15 protein-coding genes are annotated in these 21,110 nt (G+C 53.0%); 13 read left to right on the top strand and 2 right to left on the bottom strand.

Annotation, left to right across the window (positions count from 1 at the left end):
- The first annotated feature begins 53 nt into the window (after nucleotides 1-53).
- The 10 genes from PVOR_RS25005 (at nucleotide 54) to ppnP (ending at nucleotide 16,056) form a co-directional block, all read left to right on the top strand.
- Entirely contained in the window at nucleotides 54-2,453 is a 2,400-nt protein-coding gene (locus PVOR_RS25005; RefSeq protein ID WP_006212340.1) for a DUF7408 domain-containing protein, read from the top strand.
- Nucleotides 2,450-3,379, top strand: a complete 930-nt coding sequence (locus PVOR_RS25000) for an ABC transporter ATP-binding protein (RefSeq protein ID WP_006212339.1) — start codon at nucleotides 2,450-2,452, stop codon at nucleotides 3,377-3,379. The genes PVOR_RS25005 and PVOR_RS25000 overlap by 4 nt, the downstream gene beginning before the upstream one ends.
- Nucleotides 3,376-4,323, top strand: coding sequence for an ABC transporter permease (locus tag PVOR_RS24995; RefSeq protein WP_006212337.1), 948 nt, complete (start codon nucleotides 3,376-3,378; stop codon nucleotides 4,321-4,323). Before PVOR_RS25000 ends, PVOR_RS24995 begins: the two co-directional genes overlap by 4 nt.
- Nucleotides 4,324-4,358: 35 nt before the next feature.
- Nucleotides 4,359-6,041 carry a phage tail length tape measure protein gene (locus PVOR_RS24990; RefSeq protein WP_040680982.1) on the top strand — a complete coding sequence of 561 codons (1,683 nt, stop codon included), beginning with the start codon at nucleotides 4,359-4,361 and terminating at the stop codon, nucleotides 6,039-6,041.
- 72 nt (nucleotides 6,042-6,113) lie between these two features.
- Complete coding sequence (locus tag PVOR_RS24985) at nucleotides 6,114-7,103, top strand: AAA family ATPase (RefSeq protein WP_006212335.1); 990 nt, start codon at nucleotides 6,114-6,116, stop codon at nucleotides 7,101-7,103.
- Complete coding sequence (locus PVOR_RS24980) at nucleotides 7,100-8,050, top strand: DUF58 domain-containing protein (RefSeq protein ID WP_006212334.1); 951 nt, start codon at nucleotides 7,100-7,102, stop codon at nucleotides 8,048-8,050. Before PVOR_RS24985 ends, PVOR_RS24980 begins: the two co-directional genes overlap by 4 nt.
- Before the next feature lie 255 nt (nucleotides 8,051-8,305).
- Complete coding sequence (locus PVOR_RS24975) at nucleotides 8,306-10,303, top strand: vWA domain-containing protein (protein ID WP_006212333.1); 1,998 nt, start codon at nucleotides 8,306-8,308, stop codon at nucleotides 10,301-10,303.
- Nucleotides 10,287-13,238 carry a VWA domain-containing protein gene (locus PVOR_RS24970; protein WP_006212332.1) on the top strand — a complete coding sequence of 984 codons (2,952 nt, stop codon included), beginning with the start codon at nucleotides 10,287-10,289 and terminating at the stop codon, nucleotides 13,236-13,238. The genes PVOR_RS24975 and PVOR_RS24970 overlap by 17 nt, the downstream gene beginning before the upstream one ends.
- A gap of 367 nt (nucleotides 13,239-13,605) precedes the next feature.
- The gene (tkt, locus tag PVOR_RS24965) at nucleotides 13,606-15,627 is read left to right on the top strand and encodes a transketolase (RefSeq protein WP_006212331.1); all 2,022 of its coding nucleotides are present in this window, start codon (nucleotides 13,606-13,608) and stop codon (nucleotides 15,625-15,627) included.
- 111 nt (nucleotides 15,628-15,738) lie between these two features.
- Nucleotides 15,739-16,056: a pyrimidine/purine nucleoside phosphorylase gene (gene ppnP / locus PVOR_RS24960; protein WP_006212330.1), complete on the top strand. Its 318-nt coding sequence runs from the start codon at nucleotides 15,739-15,741 to the stop codon at nucleotides 16,054-16,056.
- Nucleotides 16,057-16,184: 128 nt separating this feature from the next.
- On the opposite strand, the gene PVOR_RS24955 is transcribed toward ppnP, so the two are convergent.
- Together PVOR_RS24955 and PVOR_RS24950 are read right to left on the bottom strand one after the other, a co-directional pair.
- Complete coding sequence (locus PVOR_RS24955; RefSeq protein WP_006212328.1) at nucleotides 16,185-17,111, bottom strand: stalk domain-containing protein; 927 nt, start codon at nucleotides 17,109-17,111, stop codon at nucleotides 16,185-16,187.
- A 162-nt stretch (nucleotides 17,112-17,273) separates the two neighbouring features.
- Nucleotides 17,274-18,170, bottom strand: coding sequence for an NAD(P)-dependent oxidoreductase (locus PVOR_RS24950; protein WP_006212327.1), 897 nt, complete (start codon nucleotides 18,168-18,170; stop codon nucleotides 17,274-17,276).
- Nucleotides 18,171-18,365: 195 nt separating this feature from the next.
- Here PVOR_RS24950 and PVOR_RS24945 point away from each other — a divergent pair, with 195 nt between their 5' ends.
- The 3 genes from PVOR_RS24945 (at nucleotide 18,366) to PVOR_RS24935 (ending at nucleotide 21,061) form a co-directional block, all read left to right on the top strand.
- Complete coding sequence (locus tag PVOR_RS24945; protein ID WP_006212326.1) at nucleotides 18,366-19,721, top strand: glucose-6-phosphate isomerase; 1,356 nt, start codon at nucleotides 18,366-18,368, stop codon at nucleotides 19,719-19,721.
- A gap of 107 nt (nucleotides 19,722-19,828) precedes the next feature.
- Nucleotides 19,829-20,461, top strand: a complete 633-nt coding sequence (locus tag PVOR_RS24940; RefSeq protein ID WP_006212325.1) for a YigZ family protein — start codon at nucleotides 19,829-19,831, stop codon at nucleotides 20,459-20,461.
- A 6-nt stretch (nucleotides 20,462-20,467) separates the two neighbouring features.
- Entirely contained in the window at nucleotides 20,468-21,061 is a 594-nt protein-coding gene (locus PVOR_RS24935) for a TetR/AcrR family transcriptional regulator (protein ID WP_006212324.1), read from the top strand.
- Nucleotides 21,062-21,110: the final 49 nt, after the last annotated feature.

Raw genomic sequence — 21,110 nt, 5'->3', positions numbered from 1 at the left:
AACTGCCAAGAGAACCATTACATAAGTCTTCTGATTTATAGGTGTAATTTATCATGAGAAAGCAATTTATATGTGGAGAGGGGAATCATCAGTTGTCGTTTTATACAAAAAAAACGTGGATTCTGCTGCCGATAGTGGCACTGCTGATTATGGCAACGTTATCCTTGTCAATTCCGGCAGGAAAGGTCTACGCCGACGGAGCGAAGATTGGAATTCAATCCGAAATGGGTTACCAAGGCAAGATCAAAAATCAAAAATGGAGTCCTGTCAAGCTGACCTTAACAAGTGACCGGGATATTTCCGGTGACTTGGTTGTGCAAATTCAGGACAATAATGGCAATAGGTATCAAACTTCCTATGTGCAGCAGGTGGATCTGCCAAAGGATACGCCGAAGGAAGTAGTCATTGGCATTCCGGGGACGATGCTTAATAAAGATAATAATCAGATCCTGTTCTATGAAGGATCTTATTCCAAGGGAAAGCCGACGACATTTGCAACAGGGAAAAGTTATCTCCAGGCCTCCCCGTATCAAGGTGCACTCATTGCTGTATTATCCGATGATCCGGATACAATGAATTTCATGAACGTTCTTAATGGTAAAGGCAACAGCTTGAACGTATTTCCGCTTAAGGCGGACAGCATACCAATGGATCCGATGCTGCTTAGCGGGCTGGACGTGATCGTTATTAACAATTTTGCATCCGATACGTTATCAGAACCTCAGCGCAAAGCGATAACGGGTTGGGTTAACGGCGGCGGCACGCTGGTTCTGGCAGGAGGAGCGGGTTACGCCAAAACAGCAGCACCGTTTGCCGATATCGCACCGGTTGTTGCGAATGGAACGGCCTCTGTTCAGTCGCTATCCGAGCTCGAGAAGCTTGGAGGGAAGCCGCTGAAGCTGGATGGGGACTTTACCATCTCCACAGCGAAGGTGGTGGAAGGCGCCAAAATCGGGATTGAAGCAGACGGCCAGCCTTTGTTTGCCTCGCATGCCTACGGCCAAGGAAGTGTTCAATACGCTGCCTATGATCTGGCTATGGAGCCGGTAAGTTCTTGGGCAGGCCATCCGGATGCCTGGGCATCGGTATTGCGGAGCAATCTTCCGATGACAGGTTCGCAAAATGGTATGATCTACAACTCGCTTATGGATAATCTGAATTATGTGCTGGAATATTTCCCTTCCCTGAAGATGCCGTCCTTCACGCTGTTGTTGTGGATGCTCATTATTTATGCGGTTGTGGTGGCACCGATTCTCTACTTTATTTTGAAGAAGGCGGATAAACGGGAATGGGCGTGGTTCCTGATTCCGATCATCGCCGTCATTGCAAGCGTTTCGGTTTATGTCGCTGGCTCATCCGACAAGACGAGGGAACTCGCACATACCATAAACTTGATTGAGCTGAACGGTCAGGGAGATGCGGTTAAATCCACAGCCTCGGCCTTTTTCACACCTAGAAGCGGGAATTATGCGTTGGAGTTTCCAGCGAATACGTATTTGAAGACGGGAGGTGCCCGGAATACATTCGGGGGAATGGGCGAGAGCAAGAGCTTTGTCCGGGTGGAACAGGAATCCACCACGCTTGAGCTTCGCGATATGTCTCAGTGGTCGCTAGCCAAGGTATGGGCCGACCGCCAGGGAACGGAGGAGATGGGGCGTCTGGCCATGGATCTAAAGCTCGATGCCAAAGGAGCATTAAACGGGAAGGTCACCAATGAAACCATCAACGATTTGACCGAGGTGGTGCTTGTTGTTGGAGGCAATGCCTATAAGCTTGGAGATATCAAGAAGGGTGAAGCGGTGGCAATTCCTCAGGACCCACAACAAATCATCAAGTTTGTGAGTGGAGATTTATCCGGCATGCTGTTCCCTTATTCTCCGAATGATCCGAAACAGCGGGAGCGCGATATTTTATCCAATTACGGGTATTCGATGGGAATGGTCAACAAGGATGCTTACATTCTGGGATGGAGCAAGGACCATCTGACGAATTATACGCTGAAAGGGGCAGAGGTGGACAGTGATCAGCTTAATTTCTGGATTCAGCCCGTGACTATGGAATGGGGCCTGAGCGGAGAGATTAACATTCCTTACGGTTTCCTGTCTCCTGAAGTATCCCAGGTGAACACGCCGATGTTCGGGACCTTCCCTCATGGCGTTGAGATGGGACAAGGCACGGTAATCGCTGAATTTCCGTTAATATCGGAAGGCAACATCCAATATTCGGAGCTGTCCATCAAAGGCACCAAATTAAACAACAACGTAACGATGGAGATCTGGAACGCGAAGAAGAATGAATGGGAGCCCGTAAGCGATACGAACAATGTGCATACCATTACGGGAAATCCGGAGGACTACATCGTGGCTAACCGGATCAGGTTCATGTTAACCGCTAAGGATCAGACCAACTTTATGATGCCGGAGCTGTCTGTGAAGGGGGAAGCCATTCAATGATCGAAATTACAAACCTGAGCAAAAAATACGGGACATTCCATGCTTTAAAAGACATCAGCCTTCATATCGAGAAGGGGACTGTGTTCGGGTTCGTCGGTCCTAACGGAGCAGGAAAATCAACAACGATGTCGATATTAGCCACTCTGATGCTGCCAACCTCGGGCGTTGCCAAAGTCGGTGGATACGACGTTACGCAGCACCCGAAAGAGGTTCGCAAGCGGATCGGTTATATGCCGGATTTCTTTGGCGTATATGACCAGTTGAAGTCAACCGAATACCTTCATTTTTACGGGGCAAGTTACGGCATCCCGCGTGTTGAGCGGGAGCAGCTGATTCCGCAGCTGCTGGAGCTTGTGAATTTAAGCGACAAGGCGGATACGTACGTAGACAGTCTCTCGCGCGGCATGAAGCAGCGGTTATGCCTTGCCCGGTGTCTGGTGCATGATCCCGATGTATTGATTCTGGATGAACCGGCTTCGGGGCTTGATCCGCGGGCTCGGATCGAGATGCGTGAAATATTGAAGGAACTGAAACTCATGGGCAAGACCATTATCATTTCATCGCATATTTTGCCCGAGCTTGCCGAGATGGTAGACGAGATCGGTGTTATCGAGCACGGGGAGATGGTGGCCCAAGGCAAGGTTGCCGATATTCAGAGCCGGCTTCGCGTGAAAAAAGTCATCCATATCCGCACCCTTGAGCGTGAAGAGGAGCTTGCCGAGAAGCTGAGGGATGAGCCGTTTGTCACCTCTGTATTAACAGACAACACCGGGGTTCATGTTCATTATAGCGGGGATGATGCACAGCAAAGCGCACTGCTTCGGCAGGTGGTCTCCTGGGAAATTCCGATTGTCTCGTTTCAGGAAGCGCAGAGCAACCTGGAGGATGTATTCCTCGAAATTACCAAAGGAGGACCCCGCGAATGAATTGGAGCAGAAAATTAATTAACCCGGTCATTGATAAGGAATTTCGGCTGCGGATGCGTTCCACGCGTTCCATGCTGTCGGTGTTGTTGTACGTTTTGGCGCTTGGGGCTATTGCAATGGGTTTCATTTATCTCTTTTTATACTTGGGCCAGCGGGGACCGCAGCGGTTCGATCCGCAAACGAGCCAGATGATGTTCTATGTGCTGAGTTTTGCCCAGCTTGTCCTCATTGCGTTCATGGCGCCGGCACTAACCGCCGGAGTTATCAGCAGCGAACGTGAAAAGCAAACGCTGAGCATGCTGCTAACGACGCAGCAAAGCTCGGCGACGATTGTCCTGAGCAAGCTGGTGTCGGCACTTAGTTTCATGACACTGATTGTGCTTGCAACACTGCCGGTATATAGCATCGTGTTCCTGTATGGGGGAATTTCACCGAAACAGCTCATTTCGGTATTTGTATTCTACTTATTCGTGATGCTGCTGCTCGGTTCGCTTGGCGTGATGTTCTCCACCTTATTCAAGAGAACCATCGTAGCGATTATTGTCACCTATGGCACAGGACTTATTATATTTCTCGTGACGGGCCTGTTGTATCTGTTCTTTATGGGAATTGAACAGCGGAATATGTATGTTAACGGACAGTCGCCAGCTCCGGGATCGTATTCCTGGGTAGGATATCTGCTTGGATTGAATCCGGGGGGAGCGATGATGAGTTTGTTTAATCCATCGTTCTCAAAAGACGTGTTCCTGCTGTACGGCGGAAGCCTGAATAGTAAGGCTCCTGTTGAATTATGGCTGGAGTTTCTGCTTGTGTATTCGGTCGTGATCGTGTTTGCCCTGTGGATTGCGATACGGAATATACGCCCCATCGCAAGACGCAAGCGAAAGGATAAAGCCAAAGACGCACTTCCGCCTGAACAAGAGCCGACCGTAAGCGGAGCTTAAGTACCAAGGATTGTACAGAGTAAGGAGGAATTACCATGGACAACATCATGCGTTTTGTTGAAGCAGCGAGACGGCGGCTTCAGCGCTTTCGTGTAGTCGCATATGCATTATACGGGCTCATTGCGGGTTTCGCCGCTCTGCTGCTGCTGCTCGTGATTGGGAGATTCGTGCCTATAGCCTGGCTTCCCTTCGCATCCGTTGTCATTCCGATTGCGGCGGGTCTTGGTGGCCTGCTGTGGGGGTGGCTGCACCGGGTTCCGATCGAGGAGGCCGCATCGGTCATGGATCAGGTTCCAGACGGAGCGGAGCGAAGCGACATGATGGTGACAGCCCTGTCATTTAAGGAAGAGGAGTCGCAGGCCGCGAAGTGGCAGCGTGAGCAGGCGGAGCGTTACGGCGCGCGGTTTGCGGAGCAGTTGCCGGAGCGTCTGCCTTCCCCAAGTCGAAAAAGACAGCTTTGGATATGTAGCGCGTCGCTTGCTGCTGTGATCGTCCTTGTGTTTGTTCCGAATCCGATGGACAAGAAAGTGGAGGCAGCCAAAGAGCAGCAGAGCTGGATGAAAGAGCAGGTAGCAAAAACCGAAAAGCTTGCAGAGCAGCTCCAGAAGGAAACGCTTGACCCTGCTGACAGGAAGAAGCTGCAGGAGAAGCTGGATGCCTTGAAGAAAGCGCTGGACCATGAGAAGCAGCCCGAGCAAGCGCTGGATAAGCTGGAGGAAGCGATGAAGGAGCTGGAGAAGCTGGCGAAGCAGCAGGAGGAAAAAGCGAAGGCGTTGTCTGAACTGGCGAAGAAAATGCAGCAGGAGAAGGCATTGTCTCAAGTAGGTAAACGGCTTGCTGAGGGTATGGCCGAAGAGCTGAAGCAGGAAATGAAAAAACTCACCGAGCAGGTGAAGAAGATGTCCCAGGAAGAGAAGAACGAGCTGTCCGACGCATTAAAAAAACTGGCGGAGGAAGCTTCCAAGCAGATGGAAAACGGTGACCTTGAGAAAGAGCTCAAGAAGGCAGCGGATGCTCTGAAGGACGGCAAGCTGCCGAAGGAGCTGGAAGAAGCGCTGCAGCAATTGGCTGAGGAGTTGGCGAAAGCGGCGCAAGCGAAAGCCGCATCGGACAGTCAGTCGCAGTCGGCCGCCTCTCTTGCGTCTTCACTTGCTTCACAAGGATTGAGTTTAGCCGATCAGATGGCGGCTGCAGGGATGTCAGTATCCGACGCCTGGAGTAATGGAGGCAGCGCGGAGGCATTGGCACAGGCAGGTCTTGGGGAAGGTTCGGGAGAGCAAGGCGAAGCCTCGGAGGGATCAGGGGGAGCCGGTTCGGGTCAAGGCGCTGGTAGCGGGCAAGGAAGCGGATCTGGATCTGGATCTGGATCTGGATCTGGATCTGGATCTGGTTCTGGTTCTGGTTCAGGTGGCAGCGGAGGAGCAGGAACTGGCAGCGGAGCGGGGCTTGGCACTGGCGGCCGCGAGCTTGTGACGATCCCTAGGGATTACAAGGGCAGCGGTAATGTACAGAGTGACTCCGGTGCGATCAAGGGCGGCGGAGGCGACATTCAGAAGGGCGGCGTTTCGCCGACCGTTCCGGGGATGTCGAGACCGTATGAGGAAGTGTACCGTGATTATGAGACCGAGGCTCGCAAGACCTTAGACCGCAATCAGCTGCCTGACCAGATGCAAGGGCTGGTCGAGGAATATTTCATACAAATCAATCCGAACCCGTAAGGCACAAGGTAGCCCATAACGGACAGCAATAATGAGAACTTGAACTTTACCAAGAAGATGGAGGTTTCGTCCATGTCGGATATTGCAGTGAGACCACAGGAATGGATGGAGAAAATATCAGGCCTGCGGGAACATATCGGCAAGGTTATTGTCGGACAGCAGGAAGTTGTGGAGCAGATGCTCTGGTGTATCTTTGCAGGAGGCCACGCCCTCCTGGAGGGGATTCCGGGACTCGGCAAAACGATGCTGGTCCGCACGGTGTCGGAAGCGTTGGAATTGTCATTTTCCCGTATTCAGTTCACACCGGATTTGATGCCAAGCGATATAACAGGCACCAATATCTTGTCGTTCGGACAGCATGGCGACACAGGGATGACGTTTCAGAGGGGGCCGCTGTTCAGCAGTATCGTGCTTGCCGACGAGATCAATCGGGCCACGCCCAAAACCCAGAGTGCGCTGCTGGAAGCCATGCAGGAGAAAACCGTTACGGTCGGAGGGGTGACCCATCAGCTGCCAAGGCCTTTCTTTGTACTGGCTACACAGAATCCGCTGGAAAACGAGGGGACCTATCCGCTGCCGGAAGCGCAGCTTGACCGCTTTCTGCTGAAGATTGAGGTGTCGTATCCCAGCGCGGACGAATTGAAGGAAATCGTGAAACGAACGACGTCCTCGCACGAGTTCCAGGTGGAAAGGCAAATGACCGGGGAAGAGCTGCTGGAAATCCAGCGCGGGGCCAAGGAGGTCCTTGTTGCCGAGGAGATTCTGGATTATGCGGTTCGTCTGCTGATGATGACACATCCGGAAGAAGCTTCAGCGCCGGAGGCAGTCCGTAAATATGTCCAGTTTGGTTCCGGACCAAGAGGGATCCAGTCCATCATTTCGGTCAGCAAAGTCCGTGCTTTATGCAGCGGGCGGATGCATGTTTCGACGGGTGATATCCGCGCCGTGGCCTTAGCGGCGCTGCGTCACCGCTTGTTTCTGAATTTCGAGGGTCAGGCGCTGGGCGTTACGACCGACCGTGTGATTCAGGAGGTTCTGCAGGCGCTGGAGGCATCCGCGTGACCGGGGACGGGCACCTGCTGCCTCCGGAATGGCTCCCGCGTCTGGAGCGTCTGAGCCTGGACGCCAAGAGACGGGTTGCAGGAACGCTGCAGGGAAAGAGACGATCCCGCCGGCTCGGCTCATCGCTCGAGTTTGCCGATTACCGTGTATACTCACCGGGAGATGATGTCCGCAGATTCGACTGGGGCGTATATTCTCGTACAGGAAAAGCGTTCGTGCGTCAATTCATGGACGAGCAGGAGCTGACAGTCAGCATATTTGTGGATTGCTCCGCATCGATGGGAACCGTCATGTCATCGGCAGCAGATTCACCAGTCACGGCAGACCCGTCGGGGATGAAGGGAAGCCCGAAATGGACGCTTGCGCGTCAGTTGGCTGCAAGCATCGGTTACATGGCGTTGTCCTCTTACGACAGGCTGCAGATTGCTTGTTACAGCCGTACGATCAACAACCGTCTTCCGATCATGAGAGGAAAAGGCTCGGCTCATCGACTGTTTTCATTCCTGCAAGGGGCAGAAACAGGAGGCGAGGGCAGCTTGAGCGCGGCACTTGCGGTGCCGGGTGCGCTGCCCAGACAGCCTGGAATGACCTGGGTCTTCTCGGACTTCTGGCTGGAGGGCGGTGAAGAGGAGCTGTTCAGGGCACTGTCCCTGTTGTCCGGTACCGGGCAGGAAGTGGTGCTGGTGCACGTCTTGTCGAGGGAAGAGCTGGAGCCCAAGCTGGCTGGTGACTTGCGATTGGTCGACAGCGAAACGATGAGTGGAAAAGAAGTGGCGCTTACGGGTAAAGTGCTTGATGCCTACAAGGAAGAGCTGGAGCGATATCGAATGATGCTGTCCAGTGTGTGCGCGGAGAGGGGAATGTCATACGTGCTGATTCCCGCGGATATGCCGCTTACGGAAGCGATGTTCGGGGTGCTTGCGGGGGCAGGCTTGGTCACTGGATAGGGGATAGGGCCAGCAAGTTATTGCGTGGTTCAATATCCATATTCAGGAGGGACATGTGGCTCAGGGAGCCTGGAAAGTCTGGAAAGCTCGTCTAATGCTGACCACTGAACAATAGTACTTATGAATACGGGTCTCTAAGAAAGGCTCCTATTAGCCAACAGATGGTGCAGGAAGAGATAAGAAGGTCAGGCACATATTCGAATGTGAGAGCGGCAAGTTGCAAGTCAGGGTCCACGGGAGTAAGGAGGGGACACTTTGGGGGTTCAATCATGGCTGAGTTTATGGTTCGGTTTAACACTGCCGGCCATCGTGCTCATGTATATGTTCAAGCGAAAATATGTAGACACAACCGTTCCCAGCCACTTGCTGTGGGATCGGGTACTGCGGAACCTGGAGGCCAACAGGCCATGGCAGAAGCTGCAAAATCGGCTCCTGCTGTGGCTCCAGCTGCTTGCAGCGGCATTGATGGTCTTCGCACTGATGCAGCCCTTTATGCAGGTGTCCGGAGGAGGCAGCGCCCATGTCGTCATTGTTGCCGATACCTCGGGCAGCATGAGCGCGCAGATTTCTTCAGCTGAAGGCGAAGCAACAAGGCTGGCATTGATGCAGGAGCGGATTAAGGAATATGTGAAGGGGCAAGGGAGACGGAGCGAGATTACACTTTTATCCGTGGGAGCGAGTCCCGTGACGCTGGCAGCCCATGAAAGTGACCGGGCTGCAATCGACAAGGCCGTTGACGGCTTGCGTACCTATTATGGACCGGCCGCCTATCGGGAAACCTTGTCGCTCGCTTCAGCCCTGACACGGGAGGAGACGGATGCAGAGGTTGTTATCTTTACGGATAGCTACTGGAAGCCGGATACGGCTCCCATTGCTTTTCAGGTTCCGGTATCGGTGGAGAAGGTGCAGGGGGAGCTCCCGCATAACGTATCCATTGACCAATTCGGCATCTCACCGAAGGGTGATGCAGATTCATCCTATGCGGCGGTCGCTGTCATCAGCACGAATGCCAAGAAATCTGTCTCGGCTGAAGTAAACCTATACGGGGATGAGCAGTTATTGACCAGCAAAGTGCTGGAGCTGGAGCCAGGAAAGAAATTAACGGAGTCCTTTGCGAATCTGCCGTTTGCGGAAGTGTACCGACTCGAGTTATCCCAGGAGGACGGATATGCGGCAGACAATGCATCCTTTGCTTTTGGCCTGGGCCACGGGTCTTCCCGCGTGCTGCTGCTGACTTCAGGCAATCTGTTCCTCGAGAAGGCGCTGCAGTTGAGCGGAGCCGAAGTGACCCGGGTTGCTATGGACGGATCGGATGGCAAGAAGGATGAGAATACGAGCAAGGACAAGGATGTAGACAAAGATAGCGTCAATTCGGATGTGCCGCCCGTACCTGAGGGTGAATTTGATCTGCTCGTTATCGACGGAAGTATACCGGATGGCTTCAGGCAAGGAAAATGGGCTGATCTGACGGCCAAAACCCCGCTGTGGACGATTGGCGGAGAAGGAACCAAGGTAGGCAGTCAGGGAGGGCGCCCCGTCCTTGCCAAGCATCCGGTGACCGCTTATGTCACTTTGTCGGGTGTCTATTTCGGTACATTGGTGGATCAAGCACCTGCGTGGGGCGAACCCGTAATTAAGCTGGGTGATCAGCCTATTGTATATGCCGGAACCGAAAGCGGCAGACCGCGGTTGTCGTTTAATTTCCTGCTTCAGGACAGCGACCTTCCGTTATCGCCGGAATTCCCGGTTATGGTCAGCAATGCGCTTGAGTGGATGACCTCGGGCAAGGGAAGCGGTCTTGGCCGGTATATGGCCGGTGCGCAAGCAGATATTCCGATTGCGGCAGATACGGTAAAGGCGGCATGGATTCCCAAGAGCGGCCTCGCACTTGCTGATAGCTTCCCTGCTGAAGATGCCCTGCGCAATGAGCAGGGGATATCCCCGGTGCAGATTGTGCCGGAATATCCGGGTCTGTACGCTTTTGAACAGCAGAATGAAGCGGGCGAGAAGTTGAAGTTTTGGCTGGCCGTGACGGCCGATCCGTACGAAGCGGATTGGAGTAACGATCAGGGGCCGACGGTGAGTCAATCGGCACCGACTTCGGATGAGAGCAAGGCTGGTGATCGTGATCAGGCATCGGAGCGCAGCGGAGCGGGAAACCGCGCCAGTTCGTTAATGCCATGGCTCGCGGCCTTGGCACTGGCTGTTATCGCAGCGGAATGGGGGGTGTACCAGCGTGGGCGTTCAATTTAGCCAACCGTGGTTTTTGCTGCTGCTGATTCCGGCGGGAGCGTTTCTCTATTACGCATATAAATCGGATTTTCGACTAAGTGGTTTTCGCAAGAAGCTGGCCTTATTTTTTCGAACCTGCGTCATTCTATTATTAATTCTGATGATATCGGGTCTTCATGGCTTTACCGTACTGCACGATAAACAGGTTGTGTATTTGGCTGACCGTTCGGACAGTATGGGGGACTCTGCACGGATTACGGGCTGGATTAACGAATCCCTTGCAGCAAAAGGAGAGAAGGATGGCAGCGCTGTTGTATCTACAGGCCTTGAGGGAGCTGTGGAACGGCGATTATCCTCTGCGGATAACGCGGGCGCCTCTTTAAATGCGCTGCTGGAGCAGCGATTTACCGGACTGGAGTCAGGGCTTCAGCTCGCGGGGAGCCTGTTCGAGGGCAGCAGCGATTCACGAATCGTGCTGATCTCGGACGGGGAAGAGAACGTAGGCAGTATGGCCGCAGCGGGCAGGCTGCTGAAAGATCGGGGAATTGCGGTTGATGTGCTTCCGACCCCGAAGCAGGTTATCCAGGATGTGGCTGTCGAGGAGCTGAAGGTTCCGGATAAGCTGTATCAGGCAGAGTCGTTCTATGTGGAGGTTATGATTCGCAGCACCTTCAAGACATCCGGCGAACTGCGCATATATGAGGATAATCGCGAGATCGGCCGGGAGCGTGTGGATGTAACGCCTGGTGAGAACCGGTATGCCGTGAAGGGTTTGGCCAAGAGCCCGGGTCTGCACCGATATCGTGCTGAAATCTTCATGGACGGAGACGAAGCAGCCGCCAATAATGCGGCTTTCGATTTTACCCGGGTAGAAGGTCCCCCGAAAGTGCTGATCGTTGAAGGGACGCCGGGAACGTCAGGGAATATAACGGCTGCACTGGAATCGGGAATGATTGGCACCGAAGTGATTCCGCCGGAGCTGCTTCCGCTGGAAGCGGCAAAGTACGCCGTGTATGACAGCATTATTTTTAATAATGTCTCCGGCAGCGATGTAGGCGGCAAGCAGATGGAATTGATCGAGCAGGCGGTCCGGAGCTTTGGCATCGGGTTCATGATGGCGGGCGGCGAGGACAGCTTTGGGATGGGCGGATATTTTAAAACCCCGATTGAAAAAGCGCTGCCGGTCTCCATGGAGCTGGAAGGCAAACGGGAAATTCCCTCGCTTGGCCTTATTCTTGTCATTGACCGTTCGGGCAGCATGGACGGTACCAAGATCGAATTGGCCAAAGAATCGGCCATGCGTACGGTTGAATTGCTGAGATCCAAGGATACGGTCGGCGTTGTTGCTTTTGACGATCAGCCTTGGTGGGTGGTACCGCCGCAGAAACTGGGCAATAAGGAAGAGGTGCTCAGCAGCATCCAGTCGATTCCGAGTGCTGGCGGGACCAATATTTATCCGGCCGTTTCCTCGGCGCTGGAAGAAATGCTGAAGATCAAATCACAGCGCAGACATATCATTCTGATGACCGATGGACAGTCCGCCATGAATTCCGGTTATCAGGATCTGACTGACACGATGGTGGAGAACAAAATTACGATGTCCTCCGTTGCGGTAGGTACGGATGCCGATACCCATCTGCTTCAATCCTTGGCGGAGGCAGCCAAAGGCCGTTATTACTTCGTTGAGGATGAAACTACGCTTCCGGCGGTATTTAGCCGGGAGGCGGTGATGCTGGCCAAATCCTATATCGTGGATAAACCCTTTGTTCCTGCCGTTCAGAACGCGGGCGATTGGGGAAGTCTATTTCAGCAGGGCGTACCGGGACTGTATGGTTATGTAGCAACAACACCGAAGTCCTCGGCCCAGACGGTTCTGTCCAGTCCGGAACCGGACCCGATCCTGGCGCGCTGGCAGTACGGATCCGGCCGCACGGTGGCATGGACGAGTGATTTAAGCGGGAAGTGGTCGAAGGAGTGGGTATCGTGGCCCGGCTTCGCCAGCACGCTGACCGAAATCGTGAAGTGGACGTTTCCGCAGTTTACGTCTTCGCCTTATGAAGTCACGACCGAGACTGCAGGAAACCAGGTGAAGCTGCAGGTGATCGCCGAGGGTGAGAACCCGCCGGAGAAGCTGAATGCGGTAATTGGGGATGACGAGGCCGATGAGCAGACGGTGGAGCTCATTCAGGAGGCGCCCGGACGTTATACCGGACTTGTCCATGTCTCCAAACCGGGAGCGTATCTCATGTCCCTTGAGGATGCCAGCGGGGAAGAGGCGCTGCAGGCTGCCCCCGGCACAGGTTTTGTTGTGCCGTATTCTCCGGAATACCGGTTGTCTTCCGGCAGCGGCGAGGAAGCCATGAAGCGCCTGGCCGAGGTTACCGGCGGCCGCGTGTTATCCTGGGACGATCCGGCCGAAGTGTTCGACCGGCAGGCGACCTCGCGGATGAACCTCCATGATTGGAGTTATCCGCTGCTGGTGGCGGCCCTGCTGCTGTGGGTCGCCGACATCGCCGTGCGGCGTCTGGCTCTGCCATGGGGCGCCATCGGCGCACGGCTGGCCGCCCTGCTGCGCAGGCGGCCGGCTCCTGCCGAGGCCGCGCGTGACGCCGGCCTCGAGCGGCTGGCGGCGCGCAAAGCCCGCGCCGCCAGCTTCTACGGCGGCAGCTCCGCTGAGCCGCCGCAGGCCCCGCCCGCGCGCGAGCGCAGCGGCGCGGGCAGCAGTGCCCGGGGCGGGAGCCCTGCCCCGGCACCTGGCGCAGCTCCGGCAGGGGGCCGCAAGGCCCCGCCGGAGGCGCGCGATGGCGCGCGCAAGGGAAGCGCGCCTACACCGCCTCCCCCGCCGCCGAAGGCGCAGGGGGAGGGCAAAGACCGGCCCGAGGATACCGGGCCGGCACCGGAAGGAGGCTCCTCTATGGATCGCCTCCTGAAAGCCAAAAAACGCGGCACTCGATAAAGTGCCGCCACAACCAAGCTTCGGTCCAGCATGTCGATTACGCTGGACCGAAGCTTTTTTATATATCCATGACGTAACTTTTTCCATGGGATCAGCTTGATTTATCTCGTTTAACATTGGTTGAATTCGGTTATAACCGGACTATTAAGGGAAATAATGCTGGGGGGATGTAATTGCCACAGGGTGACTTTTACACAACAATGACAATTACGTTATGGAAATGAAGCACGTCTGGTGATACAATAAGAGTCAAAATGATATTCTCAACATTCCTAACTGCTCTGTTTCCTTGATAATTGGGGCTGGAGGAACGGAAGAAGCCTCATTTTTGAAGCTTACTATGGAAAAGATTTGAGGAGGACGAATCATGACAACTGAACATAACCAAACGATCGACAACCTGTCTATCGCAACCATCCGGACACTGGCGATCGACGCGATCGAGAAAGCCAATTCCGGTCATCCGGGCATGCCGATGGGCTCTGCGCCTATGGGATACCAGCTGTTCGCGAAGACGATGAACCATAACCCGGACCAGCCGGCGTGGATTAACCGCGACCGTTTTGTCTTGTCTGCAGGCCATGGCTCCATGCTGCTCTATAGTCTGCTCCACCTGAGCGGTTATGACTTGTCCATTGAAGATCTGAAGCAGTTCCGTCAATGGGGAAGCAAAACTCCGGGACATCCGGAATTTGGCCACACGGCCGGTGTCGATGCAACGACGGGTCCTTTGGGACAAGGCGTGGCGATGGCTGTAGGTATGGCAATGGCTGAGGCCCACTTGGGTGCGACTTACAATAAAGACGATTTCAACGTAGTTGATCATTATACCTATGCGATTTGCGGCGACGGCGACATGATGGAGGGCGTTGCTTCCGAGGCAGCTTCTCTGGCAGGTCATTTGAAGCTTGGCAAATTGATCATGCTGTACGATTCCAACGATATCTCCCTTGATGGCGAGCTGAACTTGGCATTCTCCGAGAACGTAGCGAAGCGTTTTGATGCTTATGGCTGGCAAGTACTGCGCGTTGAAGACGGCAATGATCTCCCTGCGATCCAAAAAGCGATTGAGGAAGCACAAGCTGATACAAACCGCCCAACGTTGATCGAAGTGAAAACGGTGATCGGTTACGGCAGCCCGAACAAACAAGGCAAAGGCGGTCACGGCGGTACGCACGGTTCCCCGCTTGGAGCAGATGAGGCGAAGCTGACCAAGGAATTTTATGAATGGGTTTATGAAGAGGATTTCTACGTACCTGATGAAGTGCGCGAGCACTTTGGCAAAGTGAAAGAACGCGGCATTGCTGCATATCAAGCTTGGGTTGATCAATTCGCGAAATACAAAGAGGCTTACCCGGAACTGGCAGCGCAATTCGAGCGCGGTGAATCCGGTGAACTGGCTTCAGGATGGGACAAAAACCTTCCGAAATACAGCGCAGACGACAAAGCGGTTTCCACACGTGTAGCTTCCGGTAAAGCGCTGAACGGTTTGACGGCAGGCGTACCGCAGCTGCTTGGCGGATCGGCTGACCTGGAAAGCTCCACCATGACTCACCTGAATGATCTGGCATCTTTCACAGCAAACAGCTATGAAGGCCGTAATGTATACTATGGCGTTCGTGAATTTGCAATGGCTGGCGCTATGAACGGGATTGCGCTTCATGGCGGACTGAAAATTTTCGGAGGTACGTTCTTCGTATTTACCGATTACCTGCGTCCGGCTGTTCGTCTGGCTGCAATTATGAAACTGCCGGTTACGTATGTACTGACTCATGACAGTATCGCTGTTGGTGAAGACGGTCCTACGCATGAACCGATCGAACAATTGGCTTCCCTGCGTATTATCCCGGGTCTGACCGTGATACGTCCTGCGGATGCCAATGAAACTTCCGCGGCATGGGCTTATGCGGTTGAGAACACAGACCGTCCGGTAGCGCTGGTGCTGACTCGTCAGAACCTGCCGATCCTTGCAGGCGCAGTAGACAATGCACGTGAAGGCATCAAACGCGGGGCTTATGTTGTTGCTGACGCGAAAGATGGCAACGTACAGGCTCAAATCATTGCAACGGGTTCCGAGGTTCAGCTTGCTGTTAAAGCGCAAGCGGCATTGGCTGAAGAAGGCATCGCCGTTCGTGTCATCAGCATGCCAAGCTGGGATCTGTTCGACAGCCAGGATCAAGCATACAAAGATTCCGTGCTGCTTCCTGACGTAAAAGCCCGTCTTGCCATTGAAATGGCTCATCCGTTCGGCTGGGAGCGTTATGTTGGCGATAAAGGCGATATTCTCGGCATCAACACGTTTGGCGCTTCCGCTCCTGGCGACCGCGTCATTGCCGAATACGGCTTTACCGTTGAGAACGTAGTCAGCCGCGTAAAAGCTTTGCTGTAAAACATCCAAAACACCCGTGATGTAACTCCATATTGATTTTCCGGCACCCGTATCATACGGGTGCCGTCCATATATCAAGACATGCCTATTTTGGAGGAGGAGAGTTTGTCGATGTCACAATTTAAGAATGCTACCGTCACGAAAGCAGCCAATGTTTACTATGAGGGGAAGGTAACCAGCCGTACGGTGCTGCTGGAGAATGGCGAGAAGGTAACACTGGGGATCATGCTTCCGGGGAGCTATGAATTCGGCACAGATGGTCCTGAAATTATGGAAATCCTGTCCGGCGATTTGCGTGTCCTGCTGCCTGGAGAGCAGGAGTGGTTAGAGATTCAAGGGTCTGCGACCTTTAACGTTCCGGGCAATTCAAGCTTTAAGCTGGAAATCCGCACCGTCACCGATTATTGCTGCTCTTATCCGACCATGTAGCAGGACAAGCGGCGACGGAGCATTCATATTCGCGAATATGCCAAAAAGGCTCAAGCCGATGGCTCTGAGCCTTTACTGTCAATGCCGGATGTCAACGCAGGCCTTTATCGGCGGTTGATATAATGGACTTATTCCTCCGGGATTGTCACGATCTCGCCTTTATATCCGGGAGCCCGGTTGTCAAGCTCTACGTATCCTTCGCCCCATTCCTGGCCGCGATCCAGCAGGCGATAGCTGGTAACGCCGGAAGGGTAGCGGAATACAAATTTGGCGATCGTCCAATTTTGGGTGTTTGGCTGATTACCGATCTCAGCTTTCAGTGCAGGCAGGAAGAACAGGTTTTGGTTTGCCGATGCTTTAGTGCCATAGTCCAGCTTGCCTTGCCATTTTAAGTATTTGACGCCGCCATGGATATCGAAATAGCTGGCGATATCGTTGTCTACCAGGAAGAATGAATTGGATTTGCCTTTAGGAAAATAATAATTCACGCCCTGCATTTCCACGGGGAGCATCTCCAGTTCAGGCTTCTTCAGTTCGGATGAATAGGGAAGCTTGGCTGCAGCATTCCGGGCGGTGGCCAGATCGGTGCTTTTTAAGTCGGCGATGATACCCGGATCTGCCTTATTGATATAAGCTGTTTTTAAAGCGTCATTCCAGTAGACGTTGGCATCAAATGCTTGGGCAACAGCCCTTAAGGGAATCATGGTCTTGCCGTTATGCAGCAGTGGGGCTGAAGGCAGCGCCTTTTTAACTCCATCCACTTCCATGCTGGTATTTCCTGCTGTCAGGATCACCTTTCGGTTATCGCCTTGGATGGTCACCTGCTTTTTGCTGTTGTCGTATCTCAAGATGTAGTTACCCAGAGGTTTGAGATCGGTGAGGGTAACATAGGTGGAGCCCTGCCTGATCAGCACTTCACCGCTGGCGGTTACGTTGTTGATGGCAGCGGCCGGTTTGGCTGCTGCAGAAGCTGGTGAACTGGCTAATGCAGGAGACAGAACAGTGGTTAGTATGGCAGCGGCTGTCATCGCTTTTAATGTTATGGTCCATTTCATGTTGCAATTCCTCCCTTTGCATTGTAAACGGAGGAAATAACAGAAAAGTTTCTTTCGGAGAGGGAAATGGTGGAAAAGCTCAAAAAAGGCCCCTTCCTCCTGGTCCGGATGACCCGGAACCAGCATGAAGGGGCCAGTAATGACAAGGCATAATCTGTCTGGTTATTGCGGCTGTTCGCCGATTTTTTGGCCGATCCAGGCTTCATAGCATTTCACGACAGCGGATAGATCCTCTTCGCCATAGCCTTCGCTGGCACCGGCTTGAAACAGGCTCTTGGCCAGATTCAGCATAGGGGAAGGCATGCCGATGCCATCGGTTAGTGAGGAGGCCAGCTTCAGGTCTTTGAGCATGAGTGCAAGCGAGAACTGGTTGCTGAAATCGCCGTCGATAATTTTGCGTCCCTTCAGCTCGGCCGCTTTGCTGCCAGCAGATCCGAGCTGTACGAGTTCCAGAAAGTTGTCGGCGGGAATGCCTGATTTTGCAGCGATGGCAAAACCTTCGGCCAGCGCCAGGTTGTTAATGCCCACAATGGTATTGTGCGCAAGCTTGGCGACGGCACCGCTTCCGTTTGGTCCCATGTGAATGACCTTTTTGCCCAGGGTGTCAAACACGTCGGCATGGGCCTCGATCACAGCTGCTTCGCCGCCGACCATGAAGACCAGGGTTCCATCAATGGCCGCAGGCTTGCTGCCGGTTACCGGGGCATCCAGGAAGGATGCGCCAAGCCCAGTTACGGCAGATGCGATTTCCTTGACAAGGCTCTCGGAGATCGTGCTGCAGTCGATGACGGTCATCCCGCCGGTCAGGGAGCCGAGCAGACCGTTCTCTCCATAGAACACTTCCCGGATGGAATGGTCGTTGCTCACCATCGTAATGACAAGATCCTGTCCTTCGGCAGCCTCGCGAGGCGTGTCCGCGATGGAAGCTCCCTGTTCGGCCAGCGGACGGCATTTTTCATGGGTGCGGTTATACACGGTCACGTCGTAATCCTGCTTAAGCAGATTGGAGGCCATAGGAGCGCCCATGGTGCCCAGTCCGATAAATCCGATTTTTTTCATAGCTATATCACCTTCGATTATGGATTCCTGATCCACTCTATCTTAGCATGGGTTCTGGAAACGAAGCCAGCGTTTGTGGGGGATTGGAGGTTGAAGGGTGTCCAGCATGAAGAATACATGACGGTTAGCCCGTGCAACTTGCGGTCTTTATTAAATTAAAGTATCCTATTTCTAAATTCACAGGAGGTTTAAGGCATGTCTAAAAAAATCAAGTTTGATTACAGTAAAGCACTGACTTTTGTCAATCAGCACGAAGTTGACTATTTTGCAGAGCCGATCCGTACAGCCCATGAACAGCTACATAACGGTACAGGTGCCGGTTCTGATTATCTGGGCTGGATCGACCTGCCAACGCAGTACGATAAAGAAGAATTCTCACGCATCCAGAAAGCGGCTGCCAAAATTCAGAGTGACTCTGACGTTCTGATTGTTATCGGTATCGGAGGTTCCTACCTGGGAGCGCGTGCCGCGATCGAAATGCTGTCGCATTCGTTCTATAATGAGCTGTCGAAGGACCAGCGCAAGACGCCGGAAATTTATTTTGCAGGAAACAACATCAGCTCCACCTATGTAACGCATCTGCTTCAACTGATAGAAGGCAAGGACTTCTCGGTGAATGTCATTTCCAAATCCGGTACAACCACGGAGCCGGCTATCGCATTCCGTATTTTCCGTGCGGAGCTGGAGAAGAAATACGGCAAGGAAGAAGCTCGCAAACGCATTTACGCTACGACCGATCAGGAGAAGGGCGCACTCAAGAAGCTGGCAACCGAAGAAGGCTACGAGTCCTTTATCATTCCTGACGATGTCGGCGGACGTTATTCCGTGCTGACGGCAGTCGGTCTTCTTCCGATTGCAACGGCTGGAATCAACATTGAAGAGATGATGCAAGGCGCCGCTGACGCATCCAAGGAATACAGCAGCCCGAACGTAGCCGAGAACGAAGCATACCAATACGCGGCGGTTCGCAACGCTCTTTACCGTAAAGGCAAGGGCATTGAGATCCTTGTAAACTACGAGCCTTCTCTGCATTTTGTATCGGAATGGTGGAAGCAGCTGTACGGCGAGAGCGAAGGCAAGGATTACAAAGGCATCTATCCTGCTTCCGTAGACTTCTCTACTGATCTGCACTCCATGGGTCAATTTATCCAGGAAGGCAGCCGCAACATCTTCGAAACGGTCATTCAGGTTGAGAATGTATCCGAGCATATTACGATTGAATCGGATCCGGACGATCTGGACGGATTGAACTTCCTGACCGGGAAAACATTGGATTTTGTCAACAAAAAGGCCTTCCAAGGCACGATGCTGGCCCATACCGACGGACAAGTTCCGAATTTGATTGTGACAATTCCAGATTTCACTCCCTATTCGTTCGGATATCTGGTATACTTTTTCGAAAAGGCCTGCGGTATCAGCGGCTATCTGTTGGGTGTCAACCCGTTTGACCAACCGGGCGTAGAGGCGTACAAGAAAAATATGTTCGCGCTGCTCGGCAAACCAGGGTATGAGAAAGAGAAGGCCGAACTGGAAGCTAGACTTTCCGAATAAACCTGACACTTTCATTGGATTAGACGTAAGACGCTGAAGGAAGCAGTCCGCTGGCAGATTATTGCCGTGGACTGCTTTCTTGGCAATATAGGGGTGGTTGTTGTTTCATGCTGGATCGTTACAAAACGGTACGTCAGGCGGGCTCCAAGGAGATTGTCATTAAGAAATCGCGATTCATCGGCCATGTGATGCCGGTCGAATCCGAAGAGGAAGCCTTCGCTTTTATTGAAGAAATCAAGAAGAAGCATTGGAATGCTACACACAATTGTTCCGCTTATATGATTGGCGAGCGGGATGAGATTCAGAAGCAATCGGATGATGGGGAACCGAGCGGAACGGCCGGCAAGCCGATTCTCGAAGTGATCCGAAATCAGGGGCGGAAGAATGTAGCCATTGTTGTCACACGTTATTTTGGCGGTATCATGCTTGGCGCAGGTGGACTGATCCGGGCTTACACAGACGGAGCCGTGGCTGCTATAGAATCAGGCGAACCGATTACAAGGGTTCTTCACCGGGAGATTTTAGTGGAGCTGGATTATACCTGGCTGGGTAAGGTGGAGAACGAGCTTCGAAATCGGGGCGTACGTATGGGAGAGACCAACTTTGCCGACACGGTGACCTTGACCTGCTTGCCGCTCGATGGTGATGCGGAGAGCTTTATGACTTGGATGGTAGATTTGACACAGGGGCAGTCTTTGATCACGGAGGGAGAGCGGCTTTATTTTATTGAAGGGGAATAAAATAATATGGCAAGAAGAGCAGTAGAACGCGAGTTGTCGAGAGAGCGGATACTGGAAGCAGCGAGGCATTTGTTTATAACCAAAGGATATCGAGCCATTTCGATGCGAAGCATCGGGCAGCATTTGGGTTATAGCCACGGCTCCTTGTATTATCATTTTAAGGAAAAGGCGGAGCTTTTCTACGCCATTGTCATGAAGGACTTTAATGATCTAAATGATTTGCTGTTGGAAGTATCGGGAAAGCCTCCCTGTGACGGGGTATCGAAGCTGGAGCAGCTGATGCTGGAATTTGTTCGTTTCGGACTGGATAATCCTTACCAGTACGAGATCATGTTCATGATTCGGGACGAAGAGCTGCTGTCCTACTGTCGCTCTGAGCAGGGACGCTGTTTTGAAATGTTTGCTATGCTTGTCCGTCAGTATTTGCTTGATGAGAATTACAGTGAGGAAGAGCGGCGAACCGTTCCGCTGACCTTGTTTTTGTCGCTGCATGGATTTATATCCTATTATATTCAGGACCGAATTGGCTTTGATGAGATCAAACCAGCCGCTCTTACCCATGTCAAAGTGTTATGCCGGAGTTTGTATAGCAGGGTCTAACTTCTGATTATTGCCACGACGTGTGACTTGATACTTCAACCCATTACAA

The sequence above is a fragment of the Paenibacillus vortex V453 genome, assembly GCF_000193415.1.
In the GTDB taxonomy this organism is placed as follows: Bacteria; Bacillota; Bacilli; order Paenibacillales; family Paenibacillaceae; genus Paenibacillus_AQ; species Paenibacillus_AQ glucanolyticus.
Note: the sequence above shows the minus strand (reverse complement) of the source record. Positions and strands in the feature narration are given on the sequence as shown.

Excerpts from the sequence above, each read along its gene's own strand:
- tkt (WP_006212331.1), top strand. The coding sequence starts at position 13,606 with ATGACAACTGAACATAACCAAACGATCGACAACCTGTCTATCGCAACC.
- PVOR_RS25005 (WP_006212340.1), top strand. The coding sequence starts at position 54 with ATGAGAAAGCAATTTATATGTGGAGAGGGGAATCATCAGTTGTCGTTT.
- PVOR_RS24955 (WP_006212328.1), bottom strand. The coding sequence starts at position 17,111 with ATGAAATGGACCATAACATTAAAAGCGATGACAGCCGCTGCCATACTA.
- ppnP (WP_006212330.1), top strand. The coding sequence starts at position 15,739 with ATGTCACAATTTAAGAATGCTACCGTCACGAAAGCAGCCAATGTTTAC.
- PVOR_RS24945 (WP_006212326.1), top strand. The coding sequence starts at position 18,366 with ATGTCTAAAAAAATCAAGTTTGATTACAGTAAAGCACTGACTTTTGTC.
- PVOR_RS24995 (WP_006212337.1), top strand. The coding sequence starts at position 3,376 with ATGAATTGGAGCAGAAAATTAATTAACCCGGTCATTGATAAGGAATTT.
- PVOR_RS25000 (WP_006212339.1), top strand. The coding sequence starts at position 2,450 with ATGATCGAAATTACAAACCTGAGCAAAAAATACGGGACATTCCATGCT.
- PVOR_RS24985 (WP_006212335.1), top strand. The coding sequence starts at position 6,114 with ATGTCGGATATTGCAGTGAGACCACAGGAATGGATGGAGAAAATATCA.
- PVOR_RS24935 (WP_006212324.1), top strand. The coding sequence starts at position 20,468 with ATGGCAAGAAGAGCAGTAGAACGCGAGTTGTCGAGAGAGCGGATACTG.
- PVOR_RS24940 (WP_006212325.1), top strand. The coding sequence starts at position 19,829 with ATGCTGGATCGTTACAAAACGGTACGTCAGGCGGGCTCCAAGGAGATT.
- PVOR_RS24950 (WP_006212327.1), bottom strand. The coding sequence starts at position 18,170 with ATGAAAAAAATCGGATTTATCGGACTGGGCACCATGGGCGCTCCTATG.
- PVOR_RS24990 (WP_040680982.1), top strand. The coding sequence starts at position 4,359 with ATGGACAACATCATGCGTTTTGTTGAAGCAGCGAGACGGCGGCTTCAG.